This window comes from Klenkia terrae (genome assembly GCF_037083865.1).
In the GTDB taxonomy this organism is placed as follows: domain Bacteria; phylum Actinomycetota; class Actinomycetes; order Mycobacteriales; family Geodermatophilaceae; genus Klenkia; species Klenkia terrae.
On sequence record NZ_JBAPLV010000001.1, the window covers coordinates 180,057 to 196,370 of the forward strand.

Annotated in this window: 16 protein-coding genes, 1 tRNA gene and 1 riboswitch; of the genes, 13 read left to right on the forward strand and 4 right to left on the reverse strand. The window is 75.3% G+C overall.

Annotated features, from left to right (window positions below):
• Window positions 1–56: 56 nt before the first annotated feature.
• Window positions 57–1,433: a trypsin-like peptidase domain-containing protein gene (locus UXQ13_RS00910; RefSeq protein WP_225234448.1), complete on the reverse strand. Its 1,377-nt coding sequence runs from the start codon at window positions 1,431–1,433 to the stop codon at window positions 57–59.
• Between the two features lie 185 nt (window positions 1,434–1,618).
• Between UXQ13_RS00910 and UXQ13_RS00915 the strand changes: the two genes are divergently transcribed.
• The 3 genes from UXQ13_RS00915 (at window position 1,619) to UXQ13_RS00925 (ending at window position 2,433) form a co-directional block, all read left to right on the forward strand.
• On the forward strand, window positions 1,619–2,038 hold the full coding sequence (locus UXQ13_RS00915; RefSeq protein WP_225234449.1) for a hypothetical protein: 420 nt from the start codon (window positions 1,619–1,621) through the stop codon (window positions 2,036–2,038).
• Window positions 2,039–2,054: 16 nt separating this feature from the next.
• Window positions 2,055–2,126: transfer RNA gene (locus tag UXQ13_RS00920), tRNA-Thr, on the forward strand.
• Window positions 2,127–2,226: 100 nt separating this feature from the next.
• Window positions 2,227–2,433, forward strand: a complete 207-nt coding sequence (locus UXQ13_RS00925; RefSeq protein WP_225234450.1) for a dodecin — start codon at window positions 2,227–2,229, stop codon at window positions 2,431–2,433.
• Between the two features lie 76 nt (window positions 2,434–2,509).
• On the opposite strand, the gene UXQ13_RS00930 is transcribed toward UXQ13_RS00925, so the two are convergent.
• A complete protein-coding gene (locus tag UXQ13_RS00930) occupies window positions 2,510–2,908 on the reverse strand; it encodes a DUF5313 family protein (protein ID WP_336391622.1) in 399 nt (132 codons plus the stop codon).
• Between the two features lie 114 nt (window positions 2,909–3,022).
• Here UXQ13_RS00930 and UXQ13_RS00935 point away from each other — a divergent pair, with 114 nt between their 5' ends.
• The 4 genes from UXQ13_RS00935 (at window position 3,023) to UXQ13_RS00950 (ending at window position 5,347) form a co-directional block, all read left to right on the forward strand.
• A complete protein-coding gene (locus tag UXQ13_RS00935) occupies window positions 3,023–3,784 on the forward strand; it encodes a DeoR/GlpR family DNA-binding transcription regulator (RefSeq protein WP_336391623.1) in 762 nt (253 codons plus the stop codon).
• Between the two features lie 68 nt (window positions 3,785–3,852).
• Window positions 3,853–4,161: a hypothetical protein gene (locus UXQ13_RS00940; protein WP_225234453.1), complete on the forward strand. Its 309-nt coding sequence runs from the start codon at window positions 3,853–3,855 to the stop codon at window positions 4,159–4,161.
• Window positions 4,154–4,600, forward strand: coding sequence for a PTS mannitol transporter subunit IIA (locus UXQ13_RS00945; RefSeq protein ID WP_225234454.1), 447 nt, complete (start codon window positions 4,154–4,156; stop codon window positions 4,598–4,600). The genes UXQ13_RS00940 and UXQ13_RS00945 overlap by 8 nt, the downstream gene beginning before the upstream one ends.
• Window positions 4,601–4,627: 27 nt before the next feature.
• Window positions 4,628–5,347 (forward strand): hypothetical protein, encoded by a 720-nt coding sequence (locus tag UXQ13_RS00950; protein ID WP_225234455.1) that lies wholly within the window; start codon window positions 4,628–4,630, stop codon window positions 5,345–5,347.
• A gap of 27 nt (window positions 5,348–5,374) precedes the next feature.
• On the opposite strand, the gene UXQ13_RS00955 is transcribed toward UXQ13_RS00950, so the two are convergent.
• The gene (locus UXQ13_RS00955; protein ID WP_225234456.1) at window positions 5,375–7,012 is read right to left on the reverse strand and encodes a Na+/H+ antiporter; all 1,638 of its coding nucleotides are present in this window, start codon (window positions 7,010–7,012) and stop codon (window positions 5,375–5,377) included.
• A gap of 95 nt (window positions 7,013–7,107) precedes the next feature.
• Here UXQ13_RS00955 and rarD point away from each other — a divergent pair, with 95 nt between their 5' ends.
• The 5 genes from rarD to UXQ13_RS00980 all read left to right on the forward strand — a co-directional run bounded on the left by rarD (window position 7,108) and on the right by UXQ13_RS00980 (window position 13,907).
• Window positions 7,108–8,031 (forward strand): EamA family transporter RarD, encoded by a 924-nt coding sequence (gene rarD, locus UXQ13_RS00960; RefSeq protein ID WP_225234457.1) that lies wholly within the window; start codon window positions 7,108–7,110, stop codon window positions 8,029–8,031.
• Between the two features lie 78 nt (window positions 8,032–8,109).
• Window positions 8,110–8,457 (forward strand): DUF3263 domain-containing protein, encoded by a 348-nt coding sequence (locus UXQ13_RS00965; protein ID WP_336391624.1) that lies wholly within the window; start codon window positions 8,110–8,112, stop codon window positions 8,455–8,457.
• 21 nt (window positions 8,458–8,478) lie between these two features.
• The gene (locus UXQ13_RS00970) at window positions 8,479–10,098 is read left to right on the forward strand and encodes a LytR C-terminal domain-containing protein (RefSeq protein ID WP_336391625.1); all 1,620 of its coding nucleotides are present in this window, start codon (window positions 8,479–8,481) and stop codon (window positions 10,096–10,098) included.
• A gap of 99 nt (window positions 10,099–10,197) precedes the next feature.
• Entirely contained in the window at window positions 10,198–13,047 is a 2,850-nt protein-coding gene (locus UXQ13_RS00975) for an alpha/beta fold hydrolase (protein WP_336391626.1), read from the forward strand.
• Window positions 13,044–13,907: an ABC transporter permease gene (locus UXQ13_RS00980; protein WP_225234460.1), complete on the forward strand. Its 864-nt coding sequence runs from the start codon at window positions 13,044–13,046 to the stop codon at window positions 13,905–13,907. Before UXQ13_RS00975 ends, UXQ13_RS00980 begins: the two co-directional genes overlap by 4 nt.
• Before the next feature lie 4 nt (window positions 13,908–13,911).
• Here UXQ13_RS00980 and UXQ13_RS00985 read toward each other — a convergent pair whose 3' ends face one another.
• On the reverse strand, window positions 13,912–14,733 hold the full coding sequence (locus UXQ13_RS00985) for an HAD family hydrolase (protein ID WP_225234461.1): 822 nt from the start codon (window positions 14,731–14,733) through the stop codon (window positions 13,912–13,914).
• A 33-nt stretch (window positions 14,734–14,766) separates the two neighbouring features.
• A riboswitch (SAM riboswitch) is annotated at window positions 14,767–14,883 on the forward strand.
• Between the two features lie 12 nt (window positions 14,884–14,895).
• Between UXQ13_RS00985 and thrC the strand changes: the two genes are divergently transcribed.
• Window positions 14,896–16,203, forward strand: a complete 1,308-nt coding sequence (gene thrC / locus UXQ13_RS00990) for a threonine synthase (RefSeq protein ID WP_336391627.1) — start codon at window positions 14,896–14,898, stop codon at window positions 16,201–16,203.
• Window positions 16,204–16,314 lie beyond the last annotated feature (111 nt).

Genomic DNA, 16,314 nt, shown 5'->3' on the forward strand with positions numbered 1-16,314 from the left:
CACGCCACGCTGCGCGCGCCGCGGGTCCCTGCAGCCGGGCCGTTCCAGTCCCTCGCCTAGCTGGAGGCGGTGCCCAGCGTGACGTCGACGGTGTCGGTGCTGCTCCCGCGCCGGACGGTGAGCGACACCTTCTCGCCCGGGGAGGCGCTGCGGACCGCGGCGGTCAGCTCGGTGGAGGTGGTGATCTCGCGGTCGCCGACCGCGGTGATCACATCGCCCACCTGCAGCCCGGCCTCGGCGGCCGGCCCGCCGGAGGCCACCTGCGCGACCTCGGCGCCCTGGCCCACCTCGGAGCCGCTGGCCGAGGCGGTCTGCGCGCTCACGCCCAGCAGGGCGTGGGTGGCGCTGCCGGAGGAGATGATCTCGCTCGCGACCCGCTGGGCGGTGTCCGACGGGATCGCGAAGCCGACGCCGATGTTGCCGCTCTGCGACTCCTGGGAGCCCGACGAGCCGGCGACCGTGGCGATGGCCGAGTTGATCCCGATGACCTCGCCGGCCGAGTTCACCAGTGCGCCGCCGGAGTTGCCCGGGTTGATCGCGGCGTCGGTCTGGATGGCGTCGATGACGGTGGTGTCGGTGTCCGAGCCGGTGGCGACGGCGCGGTCCAGTGCGCTGACGATGCCGGTGGTCACCGTGTTGGACAGGCCCAGGGGCGCCCCGATGGCCACGGCCTGGTCACCGACCTGCACCTTGCCGGAGTCGGCGAAGGTGGCCGGGGTGAGCCCGGACGCGTCCTTCAGCTTGATCACGGCGAGGTCGGAGGTCGGGTCGGTGCCCACGACGGTCGCGTCGTAGAGCGTCCCGTCGGAGGTGGTGACCTGCACGGTGGCCGAGGTGGTGCTGCTGTCGAGGGTGACGACGTGGTTGTTGGTCACGACGTAGCCGTCGTCGGTCATCACCACCCCCGAGCCGGACCCGGACCCCGAGCCGTCGGTCACGTAGACGGTGACCACGCTGGGCTCGGCCTTGGCCGCCGCGGCCGTGGCCGAGGTGGCGGTCTGCGGGTCGGTGATCACCACGTTCTGGGCCGCCGCGGTCGAGGTGGAGGAGCCAGACGAGCCGTCGACCAGGGCCACCACGCCCGCACCGGCACCGCCGCCGATGAGCGCGCCGGCGGCCAGGCCGGCCACCGCGATCCGCCAGCGACCGGTCCGCCGCGGCGCGGTCCCGGGCGGGGGGCCGGCGGGGGTGAAGACCGGGGGCAGGCCGCCGCCGTGCTGCGTGGCCCCGTAGGTGGCCCCGGACGGGGCACCGGCCGGGACGCCGAACACCGGCTGCTGACCGGTCCAGCCCTGGTGCGGCGGGACCTGGTGCGGGGGGACCTGCTGGGGGGTCGCCGGCTGCTGCGGGCCCATCGCCGGGAACGGCTGCTGGCCCGGGTACCGGTTCAGGTGCTGTCCGTTCTCGTCGCCCGGACGGTGCTGCTCGGTCACTGTGGTTCCTCCCCACGACGCGAGGGCTTCTCCGCTCGCAGGGACCACGATCGGCGCCCCGGATAGGTCTGGACTGCACGTGGCCTGTGAGGTGTCTGGACACCGCGGGGCGGGCGGCACATCCGGACCGCCCGCCCGGTGCGAACCCCCGCTGCCGATCCGCACCAGCGCCGAAGGGGTTCCCCGTGCCAGCCCCTCGCCGCCATGCCGCCGTGCTCTCGGTGGTCGCGCTGGCCGTGCTGGCCGTCGTCGCGGCCACGGCGGTCGCCGGGCTGGTCGTGGTGTCGTTCGGGCTGGCCGTCATCGGGGGCGTGGGCCTGGGGGTGCTCGCGGTGAGCACCTGGCACCGGTGGCGGTCCGTGGAGGCCCCGGTGCTCCCGCCGGTGTCCGAGCTGTCGACGGACCTGCTGGGCCGGGAGTGGCTGCGCACCTCCTCGGCGCTGCTCGGTCCGCTGGCCCCGGCCACCCGCGACGCCGTGGCCACCCGGCGGCAGGACACCCTCGACGAGCTCGAGCGCCGGGACCCGGCGGGCTTCGCCCGGTGGCTGGCCGACGACAGCCCGGTCAGCCGGAACCCGGCCGAGTTCCTGCACGGCTCCGGGTAACGTGCTCGGGGCACTCGCCCCGTTAGCTCAGTGGTAGAGCACCCGCCTTGTAAGCGGAAGGTCGTCCGTTCAATCCGGACACGGGGCTCTCCTGACCCGCACCGCCGTCGTCGGGCGGATCGGCTCCCGGCGTGTGAGGGTCGCACCGGTGTCCCGGGGTCGTCCCGGGTCCGGACGAGGAGGACCCCGTGAGCGACCACGTGTACCGGCTGACCGAGGTCGTCGGCAGCAGCACCACCAGCGTCGACGACGCCGTCCGCGCGGCGGTGGCCAAGGCCGCGGAGACCGTGCGCAACATCGAGTGGTTCCAGACCCAGGAGATCCGCGGGCACGTCACCGACGGCCAGGTCGAGTACTTCCAGGTCACCGTGAAGCTCGGGTTCCGCGTGGAATGAGGTTCTCTGCTCGTCCGGCGTCGTCCTAGGGCCCCGCGGCGTGCGGAGCGCGTCGTGGGGGAGGACGAGGTCCTTCTCAGTCGTAGGAACCGGCGCCGTCGCGGCGGTAGCGGGCTCCCCGCTCCACCGCGCGGCGCTCGGCGTCGGCCTCGCGGACCCGGCGGGTGGTCCCCGGCGGCCACCCGGCCTTGACCGCCCGGTGCTCGCTGGTCTCGGTCATGTAGGCCGCCGAGAACAGCAGCCCGAGCAGGACGCCGCCGCCGCACGCGGCCAGCCGGTACTCCAGCGGCACCGGGACGGCGACCAGGCAGAGCACCAGCACCGGCGCCAGCTGGACCAGGGCGCGCAGCAGGTGCCGCCACGCCCAGCCGCGGCCGGTCACGTCGGCGAGCACCCAGTCGGCGAGCTCGCGGGGCAGGCCCCCGCCGAGGGCGTACCAGGTCCACTGCACCGGGTTCGGACGGCGACGGGCCACGCCGTCCGACGATAGGCGGCTGTGTGCCCGCTGTCCGGCCGACCGCCGTTGCAGCTTGACGACGCCCGTTCGGGCCCGTATGCACGGCGTGGAGTCGGCCGACGAGGGGTGCACGTGTACGCAGAGGAACGCCAGGAGCACATCCTGCGGGCCGCCCGGTCCATGGGCCGGGTGGACGTGGGCGAGCTGGCCGTCGAGCTCGACGTCGCCCCCGAGACCATCCGCAAGGACCTCACCGCGCTGGAGCGGGTCGGCGTCCTGCGGCGGGTGCACGGCGGGGCGATCCCGGTCGAGCGGCTGGGGTTCGAGCCGCCGGTGGCCGCGCGCGACGTGGTGCTGACCGCGGAGAAGGAGCGGATCGCCAAGGCCGCCATCGCCGAGCTGCCGGAGGAGGGGGCGGTGCTCATCGACGCCGGCACCACCACCGCCCGCCTGGGTGACCTGATGCCCACCGACCGCGAGCTCACCGTGGTGACCAACGCGCTGTCGCTGGCCGGCCGGCTGGCCGCCTTCCCCAACCTCACCGTGCTGCTGCTGGGCGGGCGGGTGCGCAGCCGCACGCTGGCCTCGGTCGACCCGTGGGCCATGTCGGCGCTGGCCGGCATCTACGTCGACCTCGCGCTGCTGGCCACCAACGGGGTGTCGGTGGAGCGCGGGCTCACCACCCCCGACCCGGCCGAGGCGGCGGTGAAGACCGCGATGGTCGCCGCGGCCCGCCGGGTCGTGCTGCTGGCCGACCACACCAAGGTGGGCCGGGACCACTTCGCCCGCTTCGCCGAGCTCGACGCGGTGGACCTCCTGATCACCGACACCGGGCTCGACGAGCGGACCGCCGCCGAGCTCGCCGACGCCGGCCCGCGGGTGCAGCGGGTCTGAGGCCCCGGCCCCGGTGCCGGGGTGACAAGCTGGACGCCGTCGTCCCCTCACCCGCAGGAGCTCACCCCATGCCGAGCATCGAAGGCTCCCAGGTCCGCAAGCTCGTCATCGCGTGCGACGCGGGGATGGGCAGCAGCGTGCTGATGGCCAACCAGCTGAAGAAGCGGCTCAAGGACAACGGCGTCACGATCGAGCACAGCCCCATCGACGCCATCCCGGCCGACGCCGACCTGGTGCTCACCCACACCAAGCTCGCCGACCGCACCCGCGCGCACGCCGGGGACCGCCCGGTCGTGGCGTTCAGCGCGTTCATCGGCGACCCGGCGGTCGACGGCGTCGTGGCCGCCATCCACGGCGGCACCACCATCGATGGCTGAGCTGCTCGCCCTGCTGGACCCCAGCCGGATCCGGCTGGACGGCCGGGCGGCCGACCGCACCGAGGCGGTCCGGCAGGCGGGGGAGCTGCTGGTCGCCGCCGGTGCCGTGACCCCGGACTACGTGGCCAGCATGCTGGAGCGCGAGGACTCCGTCTCGACCTACATGGGCGAGGGCGTGGCCATCCCGCACGGCACCAACTCCGGCAAGCAGGCCGTGCTGGCCGACGCGTTGACCGTCGTCCGGTACCCCGCGGGCGTCGACTGGGGCAACGGCACCGCGCACGTGGTCATCGGCATCGCCGCCGTGGGGGAGGGGCACCTCCCGGTGCTCGCCGCGCTCGCCGACGTGCTGGTGGACCCCGAGCGGGCCGCCCGGCTGCGGGCGGCGACGTCGGTGGACGACGTGCTGGAGCTGCTCACCGCCGACGTCGAGGACTGAGCCGGTCCGGGCTGGCACGATGCCCGGGTGCAGCCGTACCAGCCCCAGCCGCAGCAGTTCCAGCCCCAGTTCCAGGCCCAGCCGCAGATGGCCCAGCCGCACATGCCGCCGCCGCAGCAGCAGTGGTCCGGCCCGCCGCCCGGCCTGGTCGCCCCGCTGGGACCGCCGGAGCGGGTCCCGGACGGCGTGCGGATCGGTGCGCTGGTGGTCCTGGGCATCGCCCTGGTCGGCCTGTCGGCGTTCGGCGGCTACGAGGTGGCCTTCTACGGCGGCAACAAGCTGCAGATCCTGCTGTGGTTCCTGCCGGCGATCATCGCGATGCTGGCCATGACCGCGATCCTGCAGAGCACGGTCTACTCCGTGCGCAGCGACGGCTGGGTGCTCGAGGGCACCGGGGTGCTGGGCCGGCAGGGCATCGCGCTGACCCGGCTCACCTCGGTGACCGCGACCGCCGCCGGCCGCGCGGTCCAGCTCGTGCTCCGCGACGACGTGGCCCGGCTGACCATCGACACCAAGACCCTGCACAAGGCCGGTCCGGCGGTGCTCGACGTGGTCGGCCGCGCCGTGTGGGCCGGCCACGCGCAGGGTCGCTATGCGCTGCCCCGCACCGTCGCGGCGGTCTGGGGCATGCCCACGCGCGACGACGCCCCTGCCCGCGGCAAGGCCGGGGCGACCGGGCGGGCCCTGGCGGTGGTCGGGTTGCTGCTGCTGGGCACCGTGGCGGGCGTCGTCCTCGCGCTGGCCTGAGTCGCCGGCCTGGGTCGCCGGCCCGGGTCAGAGCCGGCCGACCCAGGAGTTCGCGGTCGCGGCCTCCTCGTAGTCCAGCTCCTGGAGCACCGCCCGCATGACCTCGTCGTCCAGGTGGCCCTTGTCGCGCTCCTCCATGAGCACCCGGCGCTGCACCTCGATGATCTCCTGCCGGACCCGGTGGAAGGTGCGTGCCCGCCGGCGGTCCCGGTCGCCGTCCTCGCCCTGCTCGGCCCGCATCGAGGCCGACATGGAGCGCGCCCGCGCCAGCAGGGGACCCCGGATCCGCTCGGCGACCGCGTGCGCCCGCTCGACCCCGACCTTCTCGACCAGCTCCTGCTCCACCTCGGCGATCCGCTCGAGGGCCGCCGCGGTCGCCCGCTCGGCCAGGTGCACCTCGGCGGCGGCGTCCCGCCGGGCCTGCCCGGGGTCGGTCACCCCGAGCACCCGGATCAGCCACGGCAGGCTGAGCCCCTGCACCAGCAGGGTGCCGATCGTGACCACGTAGGCCAGCAGCTGCAGCACCTCGCGGTCCGGGAAGTCCTCGGGCACCGCGGCGGCCGCCGCCAGGGTCACCACCCCGCGCATCCCGGTCCAGGAGATCACCGCCTGCTGCCGCCAGGTGGGCCGGTGCGAGCGGGACCGCCGCTGCCGCCACGGGCGCGGCACCCGGCGCAGCCCCTCGACCAGGTAGACGAACAGCGGCCGGACGACGACCGCGGTGGCGAGCACGGCCAGCGCGGCGCCGGCCAGGGACCAGTTCGACCGGGCCGAGGCCTCCGCGGACTCCGCGACGCCGCGCAGCTGCAGCCCGATGAGGGCGAAGACGAGCGCCTGCAGCAGCAGGTCCAGGGAGGTCCACAGCGGCCGCTCCTGCAGCCGGCTGGCGTAGCCGGCCTCGGGTGACCGGTGGCCCAGGTAGAGCCCGGCCGCGACCACCGCCAGGACCCCGGACCCGGACAGCTCCTCGGCGACCAGGTACGCCGCGAAGGGGACGACGACCCCGAGCACCGAGGTGACCACCGGGTCGTCGAGCCGGACCCGGACCAGGTGCACCAACACGCCGATGGCCAGCCCGAGGGCCACGCCGACCGCGACGGCCAGGCCGAAGGTGGCCGCGGCGTCGGAGGCGTCCAGCCCGAGGAGGACACCGCCGGCGCCGAACACCGCGGCCAGCGCCACCTTGTAGAAGGTCAACGAGGCGGCGTCGTTGATCAGGCTCTCGCCCGACAGCACGGTCATCACCGGCCGCGGCAGGCCCAGCTGCCGGCCGATGGCCGCGGCCGAGACCGCGTCCGGCGGCGCCACGACCGCACCCAGCACGAGGGCGGCCGGCAGGCTCAACCCGGGGACGACGGCGTGCGCCACCAGGGCCACCACGACCGAGGTCACGACCACGAGCCCGACGCCCAGCTGCACGATCGGGCGGAGCAGGGCGCGGAAGTCGGCGTAGGAGACCTCCAGGGCGGCCGAGTACAGCAGCGGGGGCAGGACGACGGCCAGCAGCAGGTCGCCGTCGATGCTGAACTCCGGCACCCCGGGCACGAAGCTGGCCGCGAAGCCGACCAGCACCAGCAGCAGCGGCGCCTGCCAGCCCAGTCGTCGGGCCACGGCGGTCACCGCGACGGCACCGACGGCCAGTGCGAGCAGGGGGGCCACGTCCACGCGGTGCGGTCCTCTCGTCGGGGATGGTTGCCCTCCCACCATGCCCGGGACGGTCGGCCCGGGAACTGTCGGACCCCCGACCTAGTCTTCGGGTCATGAGCGAACGGCGCACCGGCGTCCTGATGGGCCTGGCGGCCTACGGGCTGTGGGGGCTGTTCCCGCTGTACTTCCCGCTGCTCGAGCCGGCCGGCGGGGTCGAGATCGTCGCCCACCGCATCGTGTGGTCGCTGCTGTTCGTGGCGCTGCTGCTCACCGTGCTGCGCGGCTGGTCGGCGGTGCGCCGCGCGGCCACCGACCGGCGCACCCTGCTGATCCTGGCCGGGGCCGCGGTGCTGATCACCGGCAACTGGCTCACCTTCGTGATCGCGGTGAACGCCGGCCACGTCGTCGAGACCTCGCTGGGCTACTTCATCAACCCGTTGGTCAGCGTGCTGCTGGGCGTCTGCTTCCTCGGGGAGCGGCTGCGCCGGCTGCAGTGGATCGCCGTGGGCACCGCGGCCGTGGCGGTGGCGATCCTGACCGTGGAGTACGGGCGGCCGCCGTGGATCGCCATCCTGCTGGCGGGCACCTTCGCCACCTACGGCCTGCTCAAGAAGCTGGTCCGGGTCGACGCGGCGCCCGGGTTGTTCCTGGAGACCCTGATCCTCGTGGTCCCCGCACTCGTCGTGCTGGTGGTGCTGCAGGTCCGCGGGGCGAGCTCGCTGGGCGAGGCCGGCGCCGGGCACGTGCTGCTGCTGATGACCTCGGGCATCGCCACGGCCATCCCGCTGCTGCTGTTCGCCGCCTCCACCCGGCGCATCCCGCTGTCCACGGTGGGGCTGCTGCAGTACCTGACCCCGCTCATGCAGCTGGCCATCGGCGTGTTCGTCAACGGCGAGCCGATGCCGCCGGCCCGGCTGGCCGGGTTCGTGGTCGTCTGGCTCGCGCTGGCGATCTTCACCGTCGACGGCCTCCGGGCGAACCGGGCCACCCGCGCCGCCCGCCGGGACACCCTCGAACCCGCACCCGCCGGGCTCTGACGCGGGCCGCTGCCCGTCCGTCGGCCACCCGCCACCCCGCCCGCCCCACCACCCCGACCCCAGGAGGACCGTCCGCCGATGAGCAGCGACGCCGCCCACGCCCACCCGCCCGTGCTCCCCGGGGCCGCCGCCGAGACCGCCGCGGAGATCGCTGCCGTGGCTGCCGGCCAGGAGACGGGCCTGCCCCGCCGCGAGCGGGACGTGCTGGCCTTCGAGCGGCAGTGGTGGCGCTACGCGGGGGCCAAGGAGGCCGCCATCAAGGAGCAGTTCGGGCTCTCGGCGACCCGGTATTACCAGGTGCTCAACACCGTCATCGACCGGCCGGAGGCGCTGGCGGTGGACCCGTTGCTGGTGCGCCGGCTGCGCCGCATGCGGGCGACCCGGCAGCGACAGCGCTCGGCGAGGACCCTGGGCACCGAGGTCTGAGGCCCACTAGGCTCGGTCACCGTGGGGAGGCATGGAGCATCGGACGGTGAACTGCCCTCGATCCCCGACGAGCCCCCGGTCGGCCGCCGTCGCGCCCCCGAGCCCGAGGCCCCCGCCGCGGCCGATCCCTGGCCCGACGACGACGAGCTGACCACCCTGGGCCGCCGCACCCGGGCCGAGCGCCGCCGGGACGGGCTGCTGCCCCGCGGCGAGGACCCGATGTCCGGCCGCGGCTCCGGTCAGCCCGGCACCGAGCCGCCCTCGGGTGGGCGCCCGCCGGCTCAGGCCGGCCCGCGCACCTACGTGACCGGCATCCCGGCCCCCGCGCCCCGGCCCGAGGTCCCCCGTCCCGAGGCGCCCCGGCCCGAGGCGTCCCGTCCCGCCGTGCCGCCGCGGGACACGGCCCCGCCCGCCAGCCGCGGGCCGGCCACCCCGCCGCCACCGCCGCCGGCCCGGGGCTCAGCACTGCCGCAACCCACCCGCGGACCAGGGACCCCGCCTCCGCCGACCCGCGGACCGGGGACCCCGCCGCCGGCCACCCGGGCCCAGCCCGCACCCCCGCCGCCCACCCGTGGCCTGCCCACCCCGGTGCCGCCCGCGGCCGGGTCGCCGGGCCGGGCCGGGCCGGCGACCACCGCCGACCCGCTCCCGGGCAGCCGGCCCCCGGCCGGTCGCGCACCCGAGGTCCCCGGCCGGGCACCCGAGACCTCCAGCCTGCCCACGTGGTCCACCACCCTCGGCCCGCCGACACCGGCACCGCCGTCGGCACCGACGCCCCCGCCGCCGTGGACGGGCCCCGAGCGGCGCACCGTCGACCTGCCCGACGCCGTCCCGCCGACCGGTGACCGGCGCGGAGCGCGCACGGAGTCGCTGCCCGAGCGCCCCCCGCTGGCCGCCGGCCGCCCGCCCGGCCCCGGCACCGGCTCCACCGCGTCCGCCGCGTCCGCGGCAGCCGCCGACGCAGCCCCACCCGCCCGGACGCCCGAGCGGACGACCTCGCCGGGCACCGGCGAGACCGGGGTCATCGGCGGTCGGGCCGCTAGCCGGGCCGAGCGCCAGGCCGTCGACGTCGTGCGCCGCCGCGAGGAGCGCCGGCAGGGCATCACGCCGATCCCGCCGCTGCCCGAGGAGGGCCGCCGCGGCTCCCGCGGCCTGGTCATCGGTCTGGTGTCCTTCGTCGTCGTGGCGCTCGTGCTGCTCGGCGTGTGGTCCTTCCAGGGCCCGGACACCCAGGAGTCGGCCAGCACCGCACCGGCCACCACCTCCACCGCCGCGTCGGCGACCACCACCGCCGCGCCGCCCCCCGCCCCGGTCACCACGCCTGCGGGGCCGACCGGTCCGGTGTTCGCGCCGGTGACCGTGCTCAACGCGACCACCGTCAACGGCCTGGCCGGCGACATCGGCACGGTGCTGGCCGACGGCGGCTGGGAGATCCGGGAGGAGGGCAGCTACGGCGAGCAGGACGTGGCGGTCACCACGGTCTTCTACACCGCTGGCGACGCCCAGCAGGAGCAGGCGGCGGCCACCCTCCAGGCGCAGTTCCCGGACATCCAGGGCGGGCCCTCTGAGCGGTTCTTCGAGGTGGAGGGAGTGCCCGACCCCGGCCTCGTGGTGATCGCGACCGGCAACTGGCAGCCCTGACCGGCTGACCGGCCGCACAGCGCGCGCACAGGTCCGTCGCCCGCGGAACACAGCCCGGTCGCCGTCCGTTCACCGCCCGTGCGTCCCACCCGCGGGCTCGTGCGACCCAGCCCGCGCCCCGGCGCCCGCGCGACCGTCGCCGCCCTCACCACCGTCCTGACCGCCGCCGTGCTGCTCGCCGTCCCCTTCGCCGCGCCGGCGTCGGCGGCCGAGGACGTCGCGACCGAGGACGCCACCGTGCCCTCGGGCAGCGGCGAGGACGCCGTGGAGCTCGACACCACCGTCTACGTGCCGTCCTCGGCGACCGCGGACGACCCGGCGCCGGCCGTCGTCCTCGCGCACGGCTTCGGCGGCAGCAAGGCCTCGGTGGCCGACGACGCCCGCGACCTCGCCGGCCGCGGCTACGTGGTGCTGACCTACTCGGCCCGGGGGTTCGGCGACAGCACCGGCCAGATCGGGCTGGACGACCCCCGGTACGAGGTCGCCGACCTCTCCACGATGCTCGACCTGCTGGCCGACCGGGACGACGTCGAGCTCGACGCCCCGGGCGACCCGCGGGTGGGCGTGGCCGGGGCGAGCTACGGCGGTGCGCTGGCGCTGCTGGGTGCCGCCTACGACGACCGGGTCGACGCCATCGCCCCGCAGATCACCTGGAACTCCCTCACCACCGCGCTGTTCCCCTCGCAGGCAGGGGCGGTGGACGGCGAGACCCCGGCGGCCACCCCGACCACCGGCGACAGCGGGGTCTTCAAGCGGCTGTGGTCCGGGTTGTTCTTCGGTGCCGGGTCGGTCCCGACCGGGGACGGCCTGCTGGCCTCGCTGACCGGCGGCGCGAGCGGTGCCGGCGCCGGCGGGCTGCCCGACGTCGACCCCTCGACGCTGGACTCCGCCGCCGTCGAGCAGGCGCTGACCTGCGGCCGGTTCCGGGCCGACATCTGCGCCGCCTACCAGGTCGCCGCGGCCAGCGGCACGCTCACCCCGGAGATCGCCGCGGTGCTGGACCGGTCCTCGCCGGCCGCCGTGCTCGACCGGATCACCGCACCCACGCTGCTGGTGCAGGGCACCCAGGACTCGCTGTTCGGGCTCGGCCAGGCCGACGCCAACGCCCGGGGCATCGCCGCGAACGGCACCCCGGTCTCGGTGGTCTGGTACGACGGCGGCCACGACGCCAGCGCGTCGGAGGGTGACACCGCCGACCTCCGCGACCTGGTCGCCGGCTGGTTCGACGTGCACCTGCGCGGCACCGGCGAGGACCGCGGCACCGAGTTCACCTTCCCGGTCCCGACCGGCGTCGGGGCGGCGACCGGCAGCGTGCAGGGCGGCAGCCAGACCGAGACCGCCGCGGCCTACCCGGGCCTGTCCGGCGACCCGGTGGCGCGCACCGACGTCCCGCTGTCGGGCACGACGTTCCCGGTGGTCACCCCGCCGGGCGGCAACCCCGCGGCCATCACCACCGTCCCGGGCCTGGGCGCGGTCACCGCCGCCCTGGGCGGCACGACGGTGGAGATCCCCGGCCAGTTCGCGGCGTTCGACTCCGAGCCGCTGACCGACGCCGTCGACGTGGTCGGTGCGGCCACCACCACGCTGACCGTGTCCTCGCCGACCGGGACGGCGACGCTGTTCGCCAAGCTCTACGACGTCTCGGCCGACGGCAGCCAGACCCTCCCCTCGGGCCTGGTGGCCCCGCTGTCGCTGACCGGGCTGTCCACCGACCCGACCGCGCCCACCGAGGTGCAGGTGACCCTGCCCGGGATCGTGCACCGGTTCGAGGTCGGCCACACGATGCGCGTGCTGGTCTCCTCCACCGACCAGGCCTTCGCCGCGCCGGCCGAGTCCGGCGTCTACGCCGTCGGGCTGGCCGACGGCGCCGCGCTGGCCGCCCCCACCGTCGACGGCACCGTCAGCACCGCCTCTGGCGCCACCCGCTGGTGGGTGCTGCTGGGCGTGCTGGTCGCGCTCGGCCTGGCCGGGGTGGTCGTGGCGAAGCTGTGGGGCGCCCGGCGCCGGAAGCAGCTGTCGGTCGTCGAGCCCGACGGCGAGGACGTGCCGCTGCGCTTCTCCGGGGTGACCAAGTCCTACAAGGACGGTTTCACCGCCGTCCGCGACCTGTCCTTCGAGGTCCGCCGCGGCCAGGTGCTCGGCCTGCTGGGCCCCAACGGCGCCGGCAAGACCACCTCGCTGCGGATGCTCATGGGCCTGATCCGGCCGACCGAGGGCACCATCTCCGTCTTCGGCCACCCGGCCACCCCCGGCGCCCCGGTGCTGTCCCGGCTGGGCTCCTTCGTCGAGGGCACCGGCCTGCAGCCGCACCTGTCCGGCCGGGACAACCTGGAGCTGTACTGGGCGGCCACCGGCCGGCCGCTGGCCGACGCCCACCTGGACGAGGCGATCGCCATCGCCGGCCTCGGGACGGCGCTGGACAAGCGCGTCCGCTCCTACTCCCAGGGCATGCGCCAGCGGGTGGCCATCGCGCAGGCCATGCTCGGCCTGCCGGACCTGCTCGTCCTCGACGAGCCGACCAACGGGCTGGACCCGCCGCAGATCCACGCCATGCGCGAGGTGCTGCAGGACTACGCGGCGACCGGCCGCACGGTCATCGTGAGCAGCCACCTGCTGGCCGAGATCGAGCAGACCTGCAGCCACGTCGTCGTGATGGCCAAGGGCCAGAAGGTCGCCGAGGGCACGGTCGAGGAGATCGTCGGCACCGGGGGAGCGGTGCTGGTCGTGCTCGAGGACCCGGCGGACGCCGACCGCGCGGTCGCCGTCCTCGAGGGCCTGGACGGCGCCTCGGTCGAGCGCGCCGACGAGGGCCTGGTCGTCGAGCTGGCCGGTGCCTCCCGGGCCTCGGCGGTCGCCGCCCTGGTCGGGGCCGGCATCGGGGTCGACCAGGTCACCCCGCGTCGCCGCCTGGAGGACGCGTTCCTGTCGCTGGTGGGGGAGAGCTCGTGAGCACCGTCCAGTCCACCGGGGCCGTCGCCGGCTACCGGCCCGAGCGCACCCTGCGGCTGTCGGTCGAGCTGCGCCGGCAGTTCAAGCGGCGGCGCACGATCGGCGTCTTCGCGCTGATGGTGGCGCTGCCGCTGCTGCTCATCGCCGCCCTGCAGCTGGGCGCCAGCGAGGACGCGCAGGCCAACAGCCGGCTCAACCTGGTCGACGTCGCGACGTCGTCCGGGCTGAACTTCACCCTGTTCGTGCTGTTCGCGACCACCTCGTTCTTCCTGGTGGTCGTCTACGCGCTGTTCTTCGGCGACACCGTGGCCAGCGAGGCGCAGTGGGGGTCGCTGCGCTACGCGCTGGCCACCCCGGTGCCGCGGATGCGGCTGCTCCGGCAGAAGTGGCTGGCCGCGCTGGTGCTGTCGGTGTCGGCGCTGCTGACCGTCACCGTGGTGGCCGTGGTCGCCGGCGGCATCGCGTTCGGCTTCGAGGACATCCAGACCCCGATCGGGATCAGCATCGACCAGGGCCAGGGGATGCTCCGGCTGGCCGGGATGGTCGGCTACCTCGCCGTCCACCTGCTGGTCGTGGGCACGCTGGCGTTCTGGCTGTCCACGGTGACCGACGCGCCGCTGGCCGCGGTCGGCGGGTCGGTGTTCACGATGTTCGTCTTCGCGATCCTCGACCAGGTCGAGCAGCTGGGCAGCATCAGGGACTACTTCCCGACCGCCGAGGAGTTCGCCTGGACCGACCTGCTGCAGACCCCGGTCGACAGCGGGGACCTGTACCGCGGGGTCATCCAGTCGCTGCTCTACGCGGCGGTGTTCACCGCGCTGGCCTTCCGGCACTTCGCCCGCCGCGACGTCACGAGCTAGGCAGCTACCCGAGGGCGGCGCGGACGGCCTCGGCCCAGCCGAGACCCATCGCGCCGGCGGTCGCCGCCACGTCCGGCAGGGCGGCGATCGCCTCGGCCATGCCGGGGACGGCGGCGCCGTTCGCGGTGATGAACAGCCGACCGACGGCCGGCGCCATCTCCAGGTCGCTGACCGAGTCGCCGACCGCCACCGCGTCGGCCGGGTCGATCGCGCGCCGGGCCAGGTCCCAGGCGATCGCGGAGCCCTTGCCGATGCCGCGCGGCATCAGGTGGAAGACGTGCGGGTCGCCCTCGACGTCCAGCGTCATCCGCGAGGTGCGGGGGACCCGGCCGTTGTCCTTGAGGGTCAGCCACCCCCAGCCGCGGTCGGCGAGCCACGCGTCGACCTCGGCGGTGCCCACCCGGCCGCGGAGCATGGCGTCGCCGGTGTGCGTGGCGTGCCAGGGGGAGTGCCACTCCAGCTGCCCCGGCCAGGCCGCCACCAGCGCGTCCACCACGCCGAGCCCGGCCATCACCTCGACCGGGGTGCGCCCGGCGAACTCCGCGGGCAGGTCGCCGGTCAGCAGGTGGGTCTCCCGGCCGCCGGCCCAGCTCACCAGCGAGCCCAGCTCGGCGATGTGCCCGTCGACGGCGAAGACCCGGCCGGCCTCCTGCAGCTGGGCGTGGGTGCGCCCGGAGACCAGGACCAGCGGCACGCCGGCCCGGTGCAGCTCCAGCAGCGCCGTCCAGGGCTGCGCGGTGAGCTCCCCGGTGGCGGTGTGCACGAAGGACCCGCGCGGGCCGACCATCGTGCCGTCGAGGTCGGTGTAGACGATGGCTGCGGGCACGGCGCCCATCCTGCAGTAAGGTCCGGGGCGTTCCACTCATCCAGAGGGGCAGAGGGACACGGCCCGATGAAGCCCCGGCAACCACTGCGCGAGCAGCAGGTGCCCCATCCGTCCTGCGCGGTCGACGACCCGGCGCAGGGAAGATGAGGAGGTAGTCGTCGCATGACCCTGACCGCTCCCGAGGCCACCACCGGCCCCACCACCACCGGCCCCGCCACCACCGTCGCCGCCAACCCGGCCCGCGGGCTGGTGTGCCGCAACTGCGGTGCCACCTTCGGCCTGATCGCCGAGCACGCCTGCGCCGAGTGCTTCGGCCCGCTCGAGGTCGACTACGACCCCGAGCTCATGCGCGCGGTCACCCGCGAGCAGATCGAGGCCGGCCCGCACAACATCTGGCGCTACGCCCCGCTGCTGCCCACCGGCCAGGACCCGGCCGACCGGGTGAGCCTGGACCCGGGGATGACCCCGCTGGTGCGGGCGCAGCGGCTGGGCGACGAGCTCGGCTTCACCGCCCCGCTGTGGGTGAAGGACGACTCGGCCAACCCGACGCACTCGTTCAAGGACCGCGTCGTCAGCCTGGCCGCCACCGCCGCCAAGGGGTTCGGCTACGCCAAGATCGCCTGCGCCTCGACCGGCAACCTGGCCAACTCGGTGGCCGCCCACGCCGCCCGCAATGGCCTGCCCTCGTTCGTGTTCGTGCCCAGCGACCTGGAGCCCGGCAAGATCGTCCAGTCGGCGGTGTACGGCCAGGCCCTCGTCGCCGTCGACGGCTCCTACGACGACGTCAACCGGCTGACCAGCGAGCTCGCCGAGACCGACGAGTTCGAGGACTGCGCCTTCGTCAACCAGAACGTCCGGCCCTACTACGCCGAGGGCTCCAAGACCGTGGGCTACGAGATCGCCGAGCAGCTCGGCTGGCGCATCCCGGCCCAGGTCGTGATCCCGATGGCGTCGGGGTCGCTGCTCACCAAGGTCGACAAGGCCTGGAAGGAGCTGGTGGCCGCCGGCATCGTCGAGGACACCCCCTGGAAGGTCTTCGGTGCCCAGTCGGCCGGCTGCGACCCGATCGCCACCGCGTTCGACAACGGCTGGGACGTCGTCAAGCCGGTGAAGCCGACCGGCATCGCGAAGAGCCTGAACATCGGCAACCCCGCCGACGGGCCCTACGCCCTGGACGCGATCCGGCGCACCGGTGGCTCGGTCGGCCGGGTCGGGGACGACGAGATCGTGGCCGGCATCCGCGACCTGGCCCGCACCACCGGCGTCTTCGCCGAGACCGCGGGCGGGGTGACCACGGCCGTGCTCCGCCAGCTCGTGGAGAAGGGGCTGCTGGACCCCGCGCAGGAGACGGTGGTGCTCAACACCGGCGAGGGGCTCAAGACCCTCGACCCGCTCGCCCCGGTCGTCGGCCCCACCCACCACGTGCAGCCCTCGCTGCGCTCGCTGCGCGAGGCCGGCCTCATCGCCTGAGGTCGGCCGCGTCGGTGCCGCAACCTGGGTCGACCCACCCCGTGGCTCCTCACCCCAGTCCACGACCTGGGGTGAGGGTCTGCGCGGGGGGTCCACCCAGGCTGCGCCGGG